General features: G+C 65.1%; 15 protein-coding genes. 1 reads left to right on the forward strand and 14 read right to left on the reverse strand.

Annotated features, from left to right (window positions below; all coding sequences use genetic code 11):
- Nucleotides 1–2 precede the first annotated feature (2 nt).
- From ASF45_RS33540 to ASF45_RS33560, 5 genes are read right to left on the reverse strand one after another with little or no spacing between them, the layout of a single operon-like run.
- Nucleotides 3–1493: a hypothetical protein gene (locus ASF45_RS33540; RefSeq protein ID WP_156473282.1), complete on the reverse strand. Its 1491-nt coding sequence runs from the start codon at nucleotides 1491–1493 to the stop codon at nucleotides 3–5.
- A complete protein-coding gene (locus ASF45_RS33545; RefSeq protein WP_056674060.1) occupies nucleotides 1490–3934 on the reverse strand; it encodes a host specificity factor TipJ family phage tail protein in 2445 nt (814 codons plus the stop codon). Before ASF45_RS33545 ends, ASF45_RS33540 begins: the two co-directional genes overlap by 4 nt.
- Nucleotides 3915–4337 carry an NlpC/P60 family protein gene (locus tag ASF45_RS33550; RefSeq protein ID WP_056674063.1) on the reverse strand — a complete coding sequence of 141 codons (423 nt, stop codon included), beginning with the start codon at nucleotides 4335–4337 and terminating at the stop codon, nucleotides 3915–3917. Before ASF45_RS33550 ends, ASF45_RS33545 begins: the two co-directional genes overlap by 20 nt.
- A 14-nt stretch (nucleotides 4338–4351) precedes the next feature.
- Entirely contained in the window at nucleotides 4352–4831 is a 480-nt protein-coding gene (locus ASF45_RS33555; protein ID WP_056674066.1) for a hypothetical protein, read from the reverse strand.
- Nucleotides 4831–5307 carry a hypothetical protein gene (locus ASF45_RS33560; RefSeq protein ID WP_056674070.1) on the reverse strand — a complete coding sequence of 159 codons (477 nt, stop codon included), beginning with the start codon at nucleotides 5305–5307 and terminating at the stop codon, nucleotides 4831–4833. The genes ASF45_RS33555 and ASF45_RS33560 overlap by 1 nt, the downstream gene beginning before the upstream one ends.
- A gap of 63 nt (nucleotides 5308–5370) precedes the next feature.
- Between ASF45_RS33560 and ASF45_RS33565 the strand changes: the two genes are divergently transcribed.
- A complete protein-coding gene (locus tag ASF45_RS33565) occupies nucleotides 5371–5775 on the forward strand; it encodes a hypothetical protein (RefSeq protein ID WP_056674073.1) in 405 nt (134 codons plus the stop codon).
- Between the two features lie 4 nt (nucleotides 5776–5779).
- Here ASF45_RS33565 and ASF45_RS33570 read toward each other — a convergent pair whose 3' ends face one another.
- From ASF45_RS33570 to ASF45_RS33610, 9 genes are read right to left on the reverse strand one after another with little or no spacing between them, the layout of a single operon-like run.
- Nucleotides 5780–8974, reverse strand: a complete 3195-nt coding sequence (locus ASF45_RS33570; protein ID WP_156473284.1) for a tape measure protein — start codon at nucleotides 8972–8974, stop codon at nucleotides 5780–5782.
- Nucleotides 8967–9512, reverse strand: coding sequence for a DUF6246 family protein (locus ASF45_RS33575; protein ID WP_056674080.1), 546 nt, complete (start codon nucleotides 9510–9512; stop codon nucleotides 8967–8969). The genes ASF45_RS33570 and ASF45_RS33575 overlap by 8 nt, the downstream gene beginning before the upstream one ends.
- Nucleotides 9513–9515: 3 nt before the next feature.
- On the reverse strand, nucleotides 9516–9860 hold the full coding sequence (locus tag ASF45_RS33580) for a hypothetical protein (protein ID WP_056674083.1): 345 nt from the start codon (nucleotides 9858–9860) through the stop codon (nucleotides 9516–9518).
- Between the two features lie 12 nt (nucleotides 9861–9872).
- Nucleotides 9873–10325: a phage tail tube protein gene (locus tag ASF45_RS33585; protein ID WP_056674086.1), complete on the reverse strand. Its 453-nt coding sequence runs from the start codon at nucleotides 10323–10325 to the stop codon at nucleotides 9873–9875.
- Nucleotides 10326–10333: 8 nt separating this feature from the next.
- Nucleotides 10334–10681 carry a hypothetical protein gene (locus tag ASF45_RS33590; RefSeq protein WP_056674089.1) on the reverse strand — a complete coding sequence of 116 codons (348 nt, stop codon included), beginning with the start codon at nucleotides 10679–10681 and terminating at the stop codon, nucleotides 10334–10336.
- A 22-nt stretch (nucleotides 10682–10703) separates the two neighbouring features.
- Entirely contained in the window at nucleotides 10704–11054 is a 351-nt protein-coding gene (locus ASF45_RS33595) for an HK97 gp10 family phage protein (RefSeq protein ID WP_063887840.1), read from the reverse strand.
- A complete protein-coding gene (locus ASF45_RS33600; RefSeq protein ID WP_056674096.1) occupies nucleotides 11054–11395 on the reverse strand; it encodes a hypothetical protein in 342 nt (113 codons plus the stop codon). Before ASF45_RS33600 ends, ASF45_RS33595 begins: the two co-directional genes overlap by 1 nt.
- 1 nt (nucleotide 11396) lies before the next feature.
- Entirely contained in the window at nucleotides 11397–13619 is a 2223-nt protein-coding gene (locus ASF45_RS33605; protein WP_156473285.1) for a hypothetical protein, read from the reverse strand.
- 3 nt (nucleotides 13620–13622) lie between these two features.
- Nucleotides 13623–16442, reverse strand: a complete 2820-nt coding sequence (locus tag ASF45_RS33610; RefSeq protein WP_156473286.1) for a hypothetical protein — start codon at nucleotides 16440–16442, stop codon at nucleotides 13623–13625.

Here is a 16442-nt window from a genome sequence, read left to right on the forward strand (position 1 = left end):
GCTTACACCCCAATCAGGCCATGCAGCATCAGAGAGTCCTGCAAGGACTTGACCCGAGCTGCTAGCTGCTGCAGCGTCACAGTGCTTTGGTTGAAGACCGAGCCCTTATCGGCGGTGCCAGTCATTGCCGCGTACCCCACTTCGCGCGCCCTAACCACCTGGACGTTGCCAATGGCGTAATTGCCACCGGCGCCGGTGTTCATGGAGCCGGTAACCGAGAGCGTCCCCGCGTCGTTCAGGGTGAGCGTCTCCACCGTGCGGGCGTTGTTGAGCACCGACAGGACGCCAGCGTTATTGCGAACAGTCCGTCTCGAGCCACCTCCCAAGATGTCGAAGAACTCAGCCTGGCCGGTGCCCGTGATGTTGAATGCCTGCCGGCCCGGCACACCTTGAGACGTGTCACCACGGAATAGATACTCCCAGCTGTTGCTGTTGGATGCTGCAGCGTAGAAGGCCGCCGTTCCGTCGCCGACGCTAGGCGTGCAGTAGTAACCCAGATAGTTGCCAGCGACTGGGTCGACCACCGACTGCTGCGCCGCGATCTGGTGCAAGATGGCGCCGGTATTTGAGAGCACGCTGCACTGGCTTTCCAGCACTGCTGCGTATCCGTTTCCGGTTACTCCGACGTTTGCCAAGATGCCTGCGCAATCGCCGTTGTATCCCCCGCCCGTGGACGATGAGTTGCGTACCACAATGTTCAGCCCGTCAATCTCGCCGGCCACGGTGCTGGATGGCCAGCCCTCTTTGATCATGCTGATCGTCATGCCGTAGTCGGCGCTCGTGGGGCCGTTCGTACCCGACCCAACCGGTCGCGCGATGAGCGCGCTGGCCTGATTCATGATGCCAACGTGCGGGCCTGGCATCCTGTCGTACTGCGTGCGGCGAGAAAACTGGGCCGTCTCGCCAGCCTCGGCCAGATAGACGGGAACTGCCCGGTAGCTGTCGAAGATCCACGACGTGCTGTAGGCGGTGGCCGGAGTTCCGGACGGAATAGCAGTCGCTCCCGCCGGAACGTACACCGCGCCAGCCTTCGCGGCATTGGCGAGAGACGAATAGTCGGAGACGGACTTGAAGTCGTCCAGCTTTTGCTGGACTGTCCGCGCCACAGTGCCGCCGCCAGACTGCTGTGACCCGACTCCTGATGCTCCGGTTGGGGATGCAAGATCGCCCGCCACGACGCCCTGGTAAACCCGCCACTTGGCCTGATCCGAAGCAAAGGTACTGCCAGAGAAATGCGACTCAACTGCAATGTACCAAGTCCCGGCGACCTGCACCACATCTTTGCTGTCGTAGTTTGTTGATGCGGACCAGGCGCCACGCGGAGTGATGCTTTTAATCGAATAGACCGCTCCACTCGCCGTGGTCCTGGTTTGCCCGAAACGGTCTGCGTACGTCAAGCCTTGCGAGTTGACGATCTCATCCAGCTTCTCCGCGTTGAACAGCAGGTCCACGGGATTGCTGCTGGGAACCGGACTAGCCGTCGGGGTGGTCATGCATCAGCTCCGTAGATCCGTTCGTCATAGCTCACCAATGCTAGGGAGCAACTGTTCTTGCCGACGGCGCGGATGTCGGTCACCGTGTACAGGCCGGCCCCCTCCATTTCTGCGGCGGTCAGGCCAACAGCGAAGGCGTAGCGGCTGCCGAGCTGTCGCTCTCCGCCTGCCACATAGACGCCGGCCGGCGCGCTCTCCAGCCGCACGCCTGCCGCATCGGGGTAGCAGCGGATCGGCGCGCCGAGGTAGGCGCCATCGGCGCCAGTGAACAGCATCCGGCCCTCGGCCTGCCCCTTCCAGTAGATCGGTTCGCTGGTCTTGATGACCAGGCCGTCGATAGCCAACACCTCACCGGCCTGCAGTCCGTCGTCGCCGGCGAAATCGTTGGGGTCGACCCAGCGGACCAGTGAGCCGCGGCCGAGTGACCCGCCATCGCTCATGGCCGTGTCGCTGACGCTGACGCGCTGGTAGAGCAGCCGGCGCGCCTCCAGTTGGGCGCGGTTCGTCGCCTGGGCAAGCGTGGTGCACCCGGGCTGCTTGATCTTCTTGGGGTTGCCGCTGAGGCCGGAGACCACTGAGCCAGACGTGATGTCCAGGCGCACATAGGCCTTTTTCGACTGGCTGGCCTCGTCGACGTACTCGACCTCGACCCCGTCGTTGGAGGCCGGCAGGTGTGCGGCGTAGCTGATCGCTGATTCCCCGTCGCCGGCAAGATTGCGGTAGTCCAGCTGCAACTCGGGGTATGCGCGCGCCTGGTCGCGCGTGAAGGTCCATTTCGTCCCGTCGCGCCACACCACGCACCGCGCCGCGTCCGCCACCAACTGCAGGCGCTCACCCAGGCTCATATCCAGGTCGTCGATGCTCATGTCGAACGACAACAGCGGCGAGTTCTCCCCTAGATCTGCATTGATAGCGGCAAGCTTGTCGGTGTCGATCTCGCTGATGCTGTTGCCTGCGAGCGTCCAGATGTGGGCGATCGCGCGCCCGAAGTTGCGCGACTCGCCCACGGCATCGGTGCTGAGGCCGCGCACGTGGCGCAGCCAGCGTAGATTGAATTTTCGGTCGCTGAAGCCAGTTGCTTCGATGGTGGCCTTCGTGGTCACCCGCAGGACTGTGACGCCGGGCAGCACCTTCTCGGCATAGTGGCGGACGGCGTACAGCTCCTCCAGCTTCGCGACGTCGGCGCCGCTCTCACCGATCTGCAGCGTCGTGCGGGTGAACTGGACGCGGTAGCGGCCCGTGCCCGCCGCAGGCGTGGCGTCGTTGGTGTAGAACCTCTGGTCGTAGGTGTTGGCGGTATAGGTGTTGTCCTGCTGCTCGCGCGTGCCAGGCACTTCGACGCCAGCGCCGTCGACCTTCCACCACTCCGCGCGAATCGTCACCGCGCCCTTCAGCCCGCGCAGGAAAACTGTGTTCCATCGGAGGCGCTGGCCGTCCAGCGGCAAGGTGTAAGGGCCGAGGGTGCTGGTTACCTGACCGTGCGGCGTTATCGTGAAAACGACTCCCGTGTGAGCTTGGTCTGCAACCCAGGGAGTGCAGCCGAATGTGAAGGTGGCGACACCGGATGTGACCGAGACACCAAGAACGGCGCAAGCCTCACTGAACGTCTCGTCCGGCGGGTAGGAGAACGACACGCCCGCCAAGCCAGTGGGGGCCAAGGACTTCAGCTGCGCCAGCGATGGTGAGTCGGGAATAGTCACCGTGAAAGTCGTTGCATCCTCGATGGCCGAGAACGATCCCACAGCCCCTACAGCGGCGAACGCAACTGGGTACTCCACCTCCTGGCCGTTCACCTCCTCGCTGGAGAAGGTCTCCAGTACGTCGACGAGCGTGGTGGTGCTGAACTCGGCGTACCCGGCGGACGGCGCCGGCGCGAACACCTCGTAGCTGGCGCCTTCGATGTCGCCGAGCGGCGTCTCTGCGTACTGGACGTTGGAGATGGTGCCTACCCCGCGGCTCACACACATCCATTCCGTGACGTACTTGATCTGGTCTATGTACTCGACCGTGCTGGGCTGGATCAGGTCGGGCCACACACGGCGATGGCCGTAGACGTCGGGGATGGCTTGGTAGGTCCGCGCGACGTTGGTCTGCCCTGTCAGGCTGTTGTTGGGGCTGTCCTTACCCACGCCACCCGCCCCGGGAGGCTTCGGCATCAGCACGTAGGTTGCCACCGCCAGAGCAGCGACCGCGATGTAGAGCCAGGTGATCGGGTCGAAGCCCTCTGGCCGGCGGACGACGGTCACGAAGTCGGCGATCGACGGCGCGGCATCCATGCGCGGCTCGGTCAGCGGGTCGACCCCGATGCCATTGAACAGCAGCTTGGCGCCGCCGCCGCTCAGCAGGTGCTGTTCAATGTTCTGCTGGATCGTGCGGCTGTAGTCCCATGCGTGGCGGTGCAGGCCCAGCGCGCCCGTCGGGTCATTGAGTATCGTGAGCATCGGTGTACCGGTAGAACTTGATCTCGCCGTAGGCGCGCTGCACGACAGCCAGCCGCGACACGCGGACGCTGCCTGGGTGGTCCTGGCTGCCTTCGGAATGCAGAACTTCGGTGCTCGTCAGCAGCACGCCGCAATGCGTCGGCGCGCCGTTGCGCCAGGCCATGAAGCAGGTGACGCCGGCCTCGGGCTCGCACTCGCGCCAGCCGGCCGTGGCATGGAAGCCTGTGGCAATGTCTGTCGCCGGCACTTCCCCTAGCTCAATCCCGAGCACATGCCGGTGATACAGAACGATGCACCCGAAGCAGTCCATGCCGTCGAAGTCGGACCGCCAGCGGATCCACGGGATGCCCACAGCGCGGTGAGCGAACTGAGAGGGGGTCAGGAGGTCCGGCACCAGCCCCATGCTAGGGAGCGTGGCTAGATGAGCTCCAGCCCCGTGAACACGCCGGGCTCGTAGATGATGGCGCCCGAGCGCCGCGCTGGGTTGTCCACGGTCGCCGTGACCTGCACGGCCTCCGCGTTGAACGCGACGCCGCCCTCCTCTGCCACGTACAGCTGCCAGGCGACCTTTGGCGCAGACAGGTCGTCGAAATAGACGGCGTACTGCACGGCGATCGGCTCGCGCGAGCCCGCGGCGCGGAGCAAGGCCAGCTGCCGCTTGAACTCGCGTCCGACGACGTTGCGAGGAAATGCCAGCGTGAGCTTCGCTGTCGTGCTGGTCTTGTCCGGTGGCTTGATCGTCATCGGCGCCGGCTGGTAGACCTGGCCACCAAGTGTGACCGGCTCGAACACGTTGGAGACGAGCCTGATTGGCGCCGCGAAAGCGGAGTTGGAGAACGTGACCGCCTCGTACTGCGGGCCTGGGTTCTTGGTAGACCAGAAGGTGGCCTTGTCCATCAGGCCTCCGGCATCTCGACGTTGATCGCGCGGTCCAGCGGGTCCAGCCATTGCGGCCAGTTCGGCAACCCGATGATGAGGTCAGCCGCCTCGATGTAGCCATCAGGGACCACCTGCGCGCGCGCCATGATCTTCACCTTGTAGGTGTAGATCCCCGCCTGCTCGGTGGCGTCGGCGAGGCCGTCAGGCAGGAATCGGCACACGTGCTCGATCAAGCCGAACTCGGTGCGAATCGGCATGCTGAACTCGAGCAGCCCGCCAAGCACCACCGTTTTGAGCCACAGTTGGAAAGCGATGCTTTGGTACTGGTCAAACCGCAGCTCGCCATCCCAGAACACCGGCACGTCTGTGCCCGTGGCTTGGGCGTAGCCATACCCGCGGCGGGGCTCAGCGACGGTGAACGACGCTGCCTGGCTTCGGCTCTTGGTCGCCCGCAGCAAGGGGGGCAAGGTGGCTGGGTAGGCGGGGATCGGCACGGAGTCATGCTACGGAGCGCCCCTGCCTTAGACTCGCGCCCATCGCAGCCCGCCGGACGCCCCATGAGAACTCTCGCCACCATCGCCCTGTCGGCCGCCCTTGTCGCCTGCGCAGCTGGCGGCGTCAGAGTCACCGACGACCAGCTGACCCGCTTCAAGGCCGGCGAGACCACCAAGGCGCAGGTGATTGGCGCCCTAGGCGCGCCGACCATGCAGATGCGTCTGGCCGACGGAACATCCATGGTCGTCTACAGCTACTACGAGGCCAAGGTCCGGCCGGCAACGTTTATCCCGGTGGCCGGCGCGTTCGCGGGCGGCTCAGACTCGTCGACGAACACGGCGACCCTGCGATTCGATTCCAGCGACCGCCTGATCGACACCACCAGTTCCTCAAGCGCCACGGGCAACGGCATGGGCGCCGCCGCCGGCCAGATCCAGCCCGCCACGGGCGATCAGCCGCGGAAGTAGTCGCTCAGAGCGCGCCGCGCACGTTCGATGCACCGCGCAGCGCGGACCACGCCTCTCCCTCATTGCTTCGGAACTGGCTTGCGATCTCGCCGATGGCGATCTTGACCGTCCGCTCGGTCTGGTCGACTGTGGCGGTTGTGCCGGGCGGAGCCTGGTTGATGATGATCTTCCACTCCGGATTGCCTCCGACCTGATCGGCCGCCGTGACCTGGCCAGACTTGGTCGGGAGCATGTACTGCTGGCCGTTGGAGCCGGTGAACATCTCAGGGGCGCCGGTCTCGTTGACGCGGTACATGCCGCCGGCCGACACCGGTCCGCCGTACTGCCGCGCGCCGGCAAGAGGGGCGGTCGCCAGCGCTGGCGCGCCGAGGCCTGCGGCGGCTGCACCGGCGGCAGCAGCGGCGGCAGGCGCCAGAGCCGGGCCGATGATCGGGATTGCCGCCGTCGCGGCGAAAGCGTTCTGCGCCGCCAGGGCGCTCATGCCGGTGACCTGTGCGCCGATGCTAGCGGCGTAGACGGCACCGTTCGCCACCTTCTTCGCCTTGTCGGCCGCCGCGAGCGTGTCGCCGAGCAGCGCGTTCTTGATCTGCTGCACGCCGATCTGCACCAGGGCGCTCACAGCCTCGTTCAAGACCGTCGTGGCCAGCCCGCGCATTGCCTCCTGGGCGGTCAAGGTGCCGTCGATCAGACCCATGATCGTGCCCGTCGCCGACGAGCTCAGTGCGTTCAGCGAGTCGATCAGGAAGGCGTTCGCCTCGTTCTGAGACCGGAACGTCTGCTCCGCCAAGGCGGTGCGCTGCAGCTGGTACTGGCTCTCGAGTTGCGCGCGCGCCAGCAGACCCTGCTCGGTGATGTCCACGCCAGCCTGGGCCATGAGCCCTTCGTACTGGGTGACCAGCTGCAGCTTGGCTTCGTACTCCTGACGCAGCGCGTCGACGGGGTTGATCGCCCTGGTGAGGTTCGCCGCGTACTCGATGGCCTTTTCCTGCTCGCGCTTGTTCTTCTCGCGCGCGTCGGCGGCCTCCTTGTCGGATTTCTCTCGGTCCTTGTCGATCTTCTCCTGGGCCCTGGCCATCACCTTGACTCGGTCATCCTCTGCCGTCTGCACGATCAGCTTGACGGCCTCTGCGTAGGTTGCCTCGCTGATCTTCTTCTCGTCCAGGTTCTTCTTGGCGACGCGCAGCTTTTCGGTCTCCGTTTCGTTGACGACGTTGATCTCTGAGGCCTGAGCCACACGCAGGGCGGAAAGGTAGGCCGCATCGTCGAACTTCTCGTCAGCGGTCTTGGCGACCTTCTTTTCCTTCTTTGGCGGGTTGATCTTCTGGCGGATGCGCTGCTCGAGCTCCGGCGTGAATGCGTCGCCCAACTCCTTTTTGGCCTTGGCGACCTCGGCGTTCGCGCGCTCGATGTCGGTCGCGTACTTGGTCGCCCACTCGCCCGCCTTTGACTGCTGGCCGATGTCGGAAAGCTGCTTGGTCAGATCGCGGTTCGTGCCCAGGGCCGCAGAGATGTCCCGGTACTGGCCCTCGAGTTCGATCAACTGGATTTGCTCCGGCCCTGTGAGCGCCGCGCCCTTCGCCTTGAGCTTGTTGATCTCGGTCAGCGTGCCCGCCAGCTTCTCGGCGTCTTTGCTCCCGCTCTTGGCCGCATCGGCGTTACCGGCCTTGGCCAGTGCGATGCGCTCGCGCAGCTTGGCGTTCTGCCGGTCCAGGCTGGCGATGATCTCGCGGCTGCTGGCCTCCACCTCGCCGGCGGCTTTGGCGCTCTCCTCCTTCGCGGAGTTGCCCCACAGCATCCAGGCTGTGACGCCCAGGCCCAGCAGGGTCGTGATGAGGCCGATCGGCCCGCCGACGGCCGCCAGCGCCCGGCTGGCCACGGTCGACGCGACGCTCGCCGCGCCCAGGGCCGCTGTGTTGGCCGCCTGGGCCGCGGTGTGAGCAGTCGTTGCTGCCGTCATTGCGGCCGTCACTGCCGTCTGCTGCTGACCCAGCACCGCCATCTGGCGCAGGATCGCGGCGCGGGAGGCCTCCGCCGCAGCGGTGGTCATCTCGGCTTCGCGCAGTATCGACAGCGCAAAGCTCTGCGCACCGGCTGCGCGCGCGGCGGCGGCCTGGGCGGCGGCCTGGGCCAGGGTCTGATTCGTTGCCACCAGCTTCGCGGCCAACTCCTGACGCGAGATCACCAGCATGGACTGGGTCAGCGTGATGTTCTCGAGCTTGGCAGCCGACTCTGCCAGGGTCGCAGCCGCGGCGGCCTGGCTAGCGGCGGTGGCGGCGCGCTGGGCGGCCACGTTCTCGATCATGGCCACGGTGTTGGATGCGGCAGCAGATCCGGCCGCGATCAACACGCCGGCCAGCTTGGCGGCGGCGAAGCCGATGGCCGCTGCGGCGAGCAAATCGAGGTTGTTGGCGAGCACGCCGATCGCATCGGCCGCCAGCTTGGCCGAGCCGCTGGCAGTGGTCTGTTGGCCGATGAACAACATCAGCTCGTTGTTCAAATGCTGGAAAGCGCCGCTGATGGTCTGAACCTGCTTGGCCTCCTGCTCCAGGCCTGCCAGAGCCCTGGGTAGTGCGTTGGCGAGCACCTCGCTGGTGAGCTTGCCGGCCTCCGCCATGCCGCGCAACTGGCCGACGGGGACGCCGATCCCGTCCGCCAGGGCCCGCATGAGGCGCGGAGCAGCCTCGCTGACTGAGTTGAACTCCTCGCCGCGTAGAACGCCCGAGGCGAACGCCTGCGACAGCTGCAGGGTAGCGCTGGCCGACTCTTGCGCGCTGGCTCCGCTAACCTTCAGCGCCAGCGCGACTGTCCGGGTGATGTTGGCCACCTGGGCTTGGCTGGTCCCCATTTCCCTCGTCGCGTTCGTGACGCGGGCGTACAGCACGGCCACGCCGGAGATGTCGGTCTGCGCCTCCTGGGCGATGCGCCGCACGTCGGCCTGCGCTACCGCCAGCTCGCGCGTGCTCTCGGTCGCAAGTTTCAGCTGGGCGTTCATCTTCGTGAACGCGTCCGACTGCTTGATCAGGTACAGGGCCGAGGCATAAGCGCCGATGGCGCCAGCGACCTGCGTCAACTTCCTCTCGAAACCGTCAAGGCTCCCAGTGGTGTTCCGGAGCTCGCGGTCGACCTGGCGCTGGCCGGCAACAAGACCCTGGGTGTCCAGGGTCACGTCGTAGTAGATGCTGCCTACTTTGTCAGCCACGGCTGCGCTCCTGGTGGGCCTTCATGGCTGCGTCGTACTCCTCGCGGCTTGGCACGTCCCGATCCTTGCTCCCCTGGCTGGGGAACTTCATGGCAAACATGATTTGGAACTCGGTCATGCTCAAAGCCTCGGCGTCGGCGCTCGACAAACCGAGGTGCACGCGCGCCGCGCTGATGTACTCGGCGCAGTTGAAGCGGTCGGCGAACTTGCCGTCGCCCTTGCCGGGCCGGGCTTTGCCGGCGATGCCGTGCTGCATGAGGTGGCGAGCGATCAGGATCTGCTCGGTCGCTGGCATGGCGCCGGCATGCGGGCCAAGGTCATCGGTCCAGCCGATCAAGGGAGTCGGGTCTTCCTGCTCGCACAGGCAGGCCAGCACGAATGCCGCCTCCAGCTCTGCGCGCGGGCCGAACAGGCCCGCATACGTGGCCACGATGGCCTGCGGGTCGCCCAGTTCGGAAATGCGCCGGAACGACGGCTTGAAAGTGAATTCAAGGCCGTCGTGGGTGCATGCGCGAACAAACCCGCACTCGACCAGCATGGGTCAGATGTCGAACAGCTGAGCCTTGAGCGTCGCCGCGCCGGTGATGTGAACCACCCCTTGGCAGTAGGCGCTGATCGTGTTCAGCATCACGGCCACGCTCAGGCCGGCGGCGACCACGATGGCCTTGCCTGCGGACACGTCCACCGAGCCCACGCCAGGCACGCTGACCGTCGTTCCGAGAGTGCCGTCGATGGTGGCCGTCAGCGAGCCGCCCGTGGTGTTGGTCAGCACCAGCAGCTGCTTCTTCTTGGGATTGATCGTGATCGTGTCGTCGGCGGACAGCGTCGCGATGGTGGCGGCGAACGGGCCGACCTGGCCGGCGTCGAGAGAGGGGATGGCTGCCATGTTTCAGGCTCCTTAGGCGGGGATCAGGGCAACGTCGCCGTTGCTGGCGGCGGTGATGCTCCAGGTGGCGGCGTCGGCGTACGGGCTGTCGTTGGACCACTCGGACACGATGAACGGGCCCTCGTACTTCTTGCCGCTCGGATAGGTCAAGCGGAACCAGACCTTGGGCTGGTTGGCCGTGGCAGGGCCCGGGCTGACGACGTGCGCCTCCAGGGCCTCCTGGTTGAACACGGCGTCGTCGTAGCTCACGCCGTCGCCGGAGAACTCGACGTTTTTGAACGTCACCAGCGAAGTCTTGGTGAAGTTCGGGGAGTCGTCGGCCGTCGTGTCGGCGGTGTCCCAGCTCGTCTTCATGGACTTGCCGCGCATCATGCCGAGGTTGATGAAGGTGAGCGATGCAGGGTTTGCATCCTCGTCCGCGATGGCGAATTCGACGAGTACGTCGCGCCCTACATGTGCACCCATGGTGACTCCTAGTTGGTGATTGCCGAGATGGCGATTTCAAGAAGTGGCCGGCCGTCGCTGGTGGCCAAGAAAACCGGCTCGCCCGGTTGCATGAAGACGAGCGCCCCACTGCTGGAGCGCATGGCCTCGATGACGGATTCCCCTGCTGCCGTCACTTGGTCGGCGTCGGCGTTCGCCTGGCCTACCAACGACAACGTGAACTCAGGCCGGCGGACAAGCTCCGCGGGCAGGCCGCCCACGGGCTTGACCACGGCGTATTTGTGCGCGCCGCCGTCGTCGCGCCAGCGTCCGAACTGCACGCGCCAGCCCGGCAGCAGGTCGGTGATGAAGGTGCGCAGGGCATCGGCGGCGGTCATGCGGCCATGCTACGGAGGGGGCCTACGTCTTGATCGCGCCCTTGATGACGGCCCGAATGTTGGGCTCTGCGCGCTCAAAGCCGTGCTTGAGGAACTCCTTCTCGGCTGACGGCCGCCGGAAGGTCTGCGCGTTGTCGGCGTCGTGCACAGCCGCCGCATACTCGGCCGTGTAGCCCACCGTTCCGACGATCCTGTCGCCCTGCTTGTCCACGCTGCGGTACTGCGAGTTCAGCAGGTTGCTGGTGTCGATCGGCGTCAGCACGCTGGCCTCGCTCGCGCCCAGGATCAAAGCCTGGTTCATGCCGCGCGCGGCCCTGACTTGCACGCCTGCGGTGAAGCGTGGCAAGTTATTGGTGATGCGCGGCCGGGCCATCAGGTGATGACTTGGTAGTCGTCTGCCGCCCTGTCGAAGGTGTCGGCGTCGCGCTTCACGGCTCGCACCTCGAGCGCGCCGGCCGCGATCGGGCTGACCTCCAGGCTCTCGCCAATCAGGACCCGATCGCCCTGCTTGATGTCTGCGCGCTCGGTGTACAGGATCTGGCGCGTCGTGAACTCGACGCCCGTCGCGTCCGTCATGCGCTTGGACTCGGCGCTGTAGTCGCAGGCGAACACCTCGGGCAACCCGAATTGCTCCACCCCGCTCCAGTCATCCCGCCCAAGCCAGGGCCAGACCGTGGCCCTGGCGGTGTAGGACCAGTTGGCAACAGCGCTCACGTCAGCTTTCCCCGGCCATCGCCAGCATCTGGAAGAAGGTCGCCGGCGAGAAGCCAGCGATCGTCCCGCCAGGCCCGGGAGGCAGCACGCCGCCGCCGGCCAACAGCGACACGCTGAGCGAGAGCGGCGTCGCGCGATTGCCAGCAGCATCGTAGGCCCGGACCCGCACCTGGTCGGTGCTGCTCGGGGTCCGGCCGGTCACGGCGCGCGTGCGGGTCGTGCCGTTGTCGGTGTAGGTCGAGCCGGCGTTGACACTGAACTCGTAGCCGGCGACGGCCACATTGTCAGTGGCTGCCGGCCAGTCGATCGTGTAGCTCGTTTGGGTCACCAGCGAGGACGCGATCGCGCCAGTCATCACCGGCGCCTGGGTGTCGGGTGCGGCGTCGAGGGTGACCGAGGCGGAAAGCGGCGTGGCCTTGTTCCCGGCCGCGTCGTAGGCCCGCACGCGGACCTGATCGGTGGCGCTGGGCGTCCGGCCGGTGACGTTGATGGTCAGGATCGCGCTGGCATCGATGTAGCTCGTGCCGCCGTTCAGGCTGTACTCGTAGCCGGTCACGCCGACGGCATCGCTCGCGGCCGGCCACGTCAGCGTGTAGCTGTTGTGGGTCTTAGCCGAGACGGCGATGCTCCCGGTCATGACGGGCGCGGTCGTATCGGGCGCGGCAGCGAGCGTCACCGCGCGAGACAATGGCGTCGCCCAGTTTCCAGCCTCGTCGCGCGCGCTCCAGCGCACTTGGTCCGTCGCGCCGGGCGTGCGCCCGGTGTGGTTGTGGGTCCGCGACGCCCCCTTGTCGATCCACGTCGACCCGCCGTCTTGGCTGACGCGGTAGCCCGTCACTGCGACGTTGTCGGTCGCGGCATCCACACCCGTGGTGTAGCTGTTGTGCGTCAGCCCCGACAGGCTGATCGTTCCCTGCATCTGCGGCGGGATGGCGTCCTCAACCGCCGGGCCTTCAGGCGAGCCGGTGATGTCGCTTATGACCACGGCCCCGCCTGTGATCGACGTAACAGCGCCTTCAGAGTTGTACAGCAACACCTGGCAGGAGTAAGTCCCGGGGGGCACGTCCGCAAACTCGGCGCTAAAAACGCCAGAGCCAATCGTTAGCGGGACCGTGCCGCCGGACGTCGTCCCCGTGAGAGACGCCGAGCCGGAGACCGCCAGCGACTGCGTGCCGCTGACGGAGACTTGCTGTCCACTGGTTGTAACACCGGTGATGGAGCCCGTGGCCAGTGGCGCAGCGGCATTGCGCTGAATCGCCCCGACATCCGGGTCCAAACCGCTGTTGTTTCCGTTGATGTCCGGCGTGTTCTCGGCGGTCGCGCTCGCCGCTCCGATCAGCACGCCGCCGTCTGCTGGGCGGTAGCCGGCGCCGTCAAACGCTGCTGACGTCAGGTCGTTGATCCAGCCGGCTAGGTTGTAGCCCGCCCCTGTGCCGGTCTTGGTGAACACGCCGGAGTAGTGGTTGTTGACGCTTGCGGTGGAAGCCGCTGTCTCGACGCTGAACGCCCCGCTGTGCTCCTCAAGAATACTCCCGTCAATTGCATTGTCCCGACACCAACCGCCGTGATTGTTGGCGCCGATGATCAGACGAAGGCCGTTGACGGCTGCTGGCGTCGGCACACGAATGGTGTTCCGCTCCACCAGCGGGTTTCCTTGGGTGACCAGGGCCGGCTGCGTGCCGCCGCTCACCACAATGACATTGCGACGGGCGAACACGGTCGGAACCGCGCCAGTTGTCTTCGGCGAGCGCCGCACGATCAACGGGTAACAGGCGCCGTTGCCAAGATCCATCCAGCAGTTTTCCACGCCGGCAACATCGCTGTCGGTGCCAGAAGTACGACCGATGTCGAACTGCGGCTTTGCGGCCGTGGTGTTCGTGCCCTCTAGGATTAATCCATCCAGAACGAACCCGTTCGACGCCTTGAAGCCATTGGATGCGCCTGCATTTGCAGTGATCTTGATGCCCGCTGCAGGCTTGCTATAGGCCAAGCCCGCATCCCTCCAGCCAAGACCCGGCGCGGGCTTGATCCGCCAATAGTGGTTCAAGTCGATCCCCAGGCCCAGCCAGTCCAGGGTGTTGTTCGCAATCGTGATGCTCTCGTGCAGGATGATCTCGCCCTGCTGGTCCGTCCCAGCAAGGTTGATCGCCACCGCCGCAGCGCGCAGATCCTGCCAGGTCGTGTACGCCTGACCGGTGCCGTAGTGCAAAGCGATAGTTGCCATTCCTTAGACCTCTGCCAGCGGATTGGGGAAGCCCATCGGAACGATGCGAGACCGGCAGTTGCGCGACATCCTGCCGAACTCCGTCGTCGATTCATTGGACCAGGCGGTGCGTTCGGCGTAGTACGCCGCGAAACGATCCCTGGCTGCTGCTACGTTGGCCTTCGGATAGTCCGCAGCGAAGCCGGCAACCAGGCGCAGCGCCGGCCACGCAGCGCGGTTGTGCTCGGGCGGATCCCAGTCAGTGATGCGGAAGGCCCCATTCTGGGTTTTCAGGAAGCCTGCATCCAGGTTGTTCAGCGACATGACGGCCGGGACGCCATACCAATCCGCAGGCAGATCAGCAACGGTGGGCGTGCCCGTCGTCTTGTCGGCAGAGCAGATCATGTGGCCTGAGTTTGTGCCGGTGTCGTTGGTGTCGTCGTTCGGATCGCCTGCGAAGACGTAGCCTGTCCACTTTGCATCCGTTCCCATCACCCAGTCGATGCTGCCGGTGTCCAGCATGTGCAGCGTGGCCGCCAAGCCGTTGGCGCAGCCGGGGGACTTGGCTTTCATCTTGTCCCACATGCCAGATGTCTTCATCACAAACGCGATGAGGCCCATGTAGTAAGCCTTGTTGCCGCCAACCTCGACGCCACCGTTGACATTGGCCCCCACCTTCATTGGCTGGCCGAATCGTTTGACTCCCTGCATGTAGAGCGTCTGCTCATTGGCGACCATGGCTGGTTGCCAGATATTCGAACCGATCAGCTGCAGCTCCGTCTGGAAGCGGTTCTCCACCGAGCTCATGGAGTGCAGCAAAGGATGCTCACCGGCTGCAAGCCACGTGCATAGGTGCGCCTGGAAGCGCCAAGCTCCTTGACGAGTGCCAAAGTGACCTTCGGTTTCCCCGGCCGGGTTGGCCGATGCGCCAGAGTAGCCGAGCGTCGACATCCAGTGCGTGTCCCAGTGGAAGCGCTGCAGGATGGCGAAGCGGATGTCCTTGAACGCCAGCAGGCCAATGCCCGCATGCGTGTAGCCATGGTGAATCCCTTCTGGCTGCTGCCAGCTGTAGGGATGACGTCCGGCATAGTCGACGGCTTGGTACTTTGCGTCCGCAATCTTGCACATCTCGATTTGCTTGTCGAGCGCCTTGTTGCCAGAGCCGTAGTGGGCAGCCTTGAGGCTCCAGGCCCCGGCGATGCCGTCGCTTTTCGGAATACTGCCCAGAAACCGATCCTTTACGAAGGCGCGCGATAGGTTTGCATACCCCTTGCAGAACTCCCACGCGATTGTTCGATTCGGCACGGCGCCTTCCGTGCGCACGCCCTCCCGATCTGACAAGAACAGGGCCACCTGATGCGGGATGGCCGCGCGGTCAAATCGCTGGCCGCCAGGCCCAGGGTAGATGTCGTGACCATTGCGCCAGCCTGGCACGTAGCGATAGCCGATTGCCCACCCACGATAGTCGCCGACGTTGTTCGGATCGGATGACTGCGGATCAGCCGGTGTCATGTGAGTTTGCACGCCACGGCTTCGCGGGTATTCAGTCATCACCCACGGGAAATTCATGCCGAGCATTTGGTCGGCATAACGAGCGTATTGATAGTCTGCAGGATTCGTCGTGGAGTAGTACCGCGCCTGCGGGATCAGGACATCGCTTGCGAAGCCGTTCATCAGCACGCCAGGCATGTCAGCCGGCATCTCGCTTTCCCACCATATCGGCTGCGCGATGTTCCAGAACGGCTCAACCACAACGCCAGCATCGCCCCAGGCCGGCCCCGTGCCGTCCGGAACGGCGGGCGGCGTGACGACGGTAAGCGCGGCTTTCCCGCCGGTCGCCGGGTCGTAGAACTGGTTCTGGACCGCTGTCCGGTCGTTGATCGGCCGCCCCTGTGGGTATGCGCCAGTCCGGTCGTACCAGTCGCTCCTACCCTCTTCAACCCCCTGCGCATTGAGGTAACGAAGACGAAAGTTGAGCGGGATGGTTGAGTGGCGTGGGTTCTCCTTGTTGTAGACGATGGTGCCGCCGCTTTGTGGGCCAGTGCCCATGGCAGGGAACGTGCTCCAGTCTCCAGGCAGGCCGTCGTCTACCGGTCGAGCGCTGACCCAAATCGTTTCGTACGGACGAGTGCCCGACCGGCCGCAGCTAGCGTCGTGCCGAAACAGTTGCGGGTAAAACCAGTGGGCCTCGCCGTCGGGTCCGTCGAGACGCATACCGCGAGAAGTGTTCCACCATGCCACGTCGCCGATCTGCGACCCCAGAAACTGGTGGGACAGCGACACGTCCTTCTGGCGTTCGGTGAAGTCAACTCGATCCACCTCAGACCAAACGCCGCCGCTATACGACTCCAGGACGGCAGTCTTAGGCGTACGCGCATGCCACTCGGGCGCCGCAGGGCCCAGCCCGCTTGCCAAAGTTTGTGGCGGGAGCACCGTTGCAGAGATGGATTCGCCACTAGTCGCCGTTGGGTTCGCGGACAACACAAAATCAGCGCCAGACCCCGGCAAACCAAGAGTGCCCTGCAGCCACCTGCTCCCATCGGTGTTCGTGATGCGAATTGCGGCCACCCCGGCCGACAGGTCCGCGGCAAGCTTCACGCGCGCATTTCTTGTCGACCCAAAGTTCGAAATGAATGCGCCATCGGTACTGATCGCGCCAGACAGATCCAGGTCGCGGAACACTTGACGAGTCGCATTCGATGCGTTGAATGGATCGCCGGCATCGGCTCGTGCGCACACCATCTTGCGGGAGCTGCCGAGGCTCAGCGCCAGCAATTCGCACCAGAGTGTTTTTGAAGTAGCGCCGTTGAGTGCGGCGGTCGTCGTGGAATCGAACATCAGCAT

Origin of the sequence: Pseudorhodoferax sp. Leaf265, from assembly GCF_001422365.1 — a bacterium.
GTDB lineage: Bacteria > Pseudomonadota > Gammaproteobacteria > Burkholderiales > Burkholderiaceae_C > Pseudorhodoferax.

Coding starts and splice junctions, on each gene's coding strand:
- ASF45_RS33540 (WP_156473282.1), bottom strand. CDS start 1,493: ATGACCACCCCGACGGCTAGTCCGGTTCCCAGCAGCAATCCCGTGGAC.
- ASF45_RS33545 (WP_056674060.1), bottom strand. CDS start 3,934: ATGCTCACGATACTCAATGACCCGACGGGCGCGCTGGGCCTGCACCGC.
- ASF45_RS33550 (WP_056674063.1), bottom strand. CDS start 4,337: ATGGGGCTGGTGCCGGACCTCCTGACCCCCTCTCAGTTCGCTCACCGC.
- ASF45_RS33555 (WP_056674066.1), bottom strand. CDS start 4,831: ATGGACAAGGCCACCTTCTGGTCTACCAAGAACCCAGGCCCGCAGTAC.
- ASF45_RS33565 (WP_056674073.1), top strand. CDS start 5,371: ATGAGAACTCTCGCCACCATCGCCCTGTCGGCCGCCCTTGTCGCCTGC.
- ASF45_RS33575 (WP_056674080.1), bottom strand. CDS start 9,512: ATGCTGGTCGAGTGCGGGTTTGTTCGCGCATGCACCCACGACGGCCTT.
- ASF45_RS33580 (WP_056674083.1), bottom strand. CDS start 9,860: ATGGCAGCCATCCCCTCTCTCGACGCCGGCCAGGTCGGCCCGTTCGCC.
- ASF45_RS33585 (WP_056674086.1), bottom strand. CDS start 10,325: ATGGGTGCACATGTAGGGCGCGACGTACTCGTCGAATTCGCCATCGCG.
- ASF45_RS33590 (WP_056674089.1), bottom strand. CDS start 10,681: ATGACCGCCGCCGATGCCCTGCGCACCTTCATCACCGACCTGCTGCCG.
- ASF45_RS33595 (WP_063887840.1), bottom strand. CDS start 11,054: ATGGCCCGGCCGCGCATCACCAATAACTTGCCACGCTTCACCGCAGGC.
- ASF45_RS33605 (WP_156473285.1), bottom strand. CDS start 13,619: ATGGCAACTATCGCTTTGCACTACGGCACCGGTCAGGCGTACACGACC.
- ASF45_RS33610 (WP_156473286.1), bottom strand. CDS start 16,442: ATGCTGATGTTCGATTCCACGACGACCGCCGCACTCAACGGCGCTACT.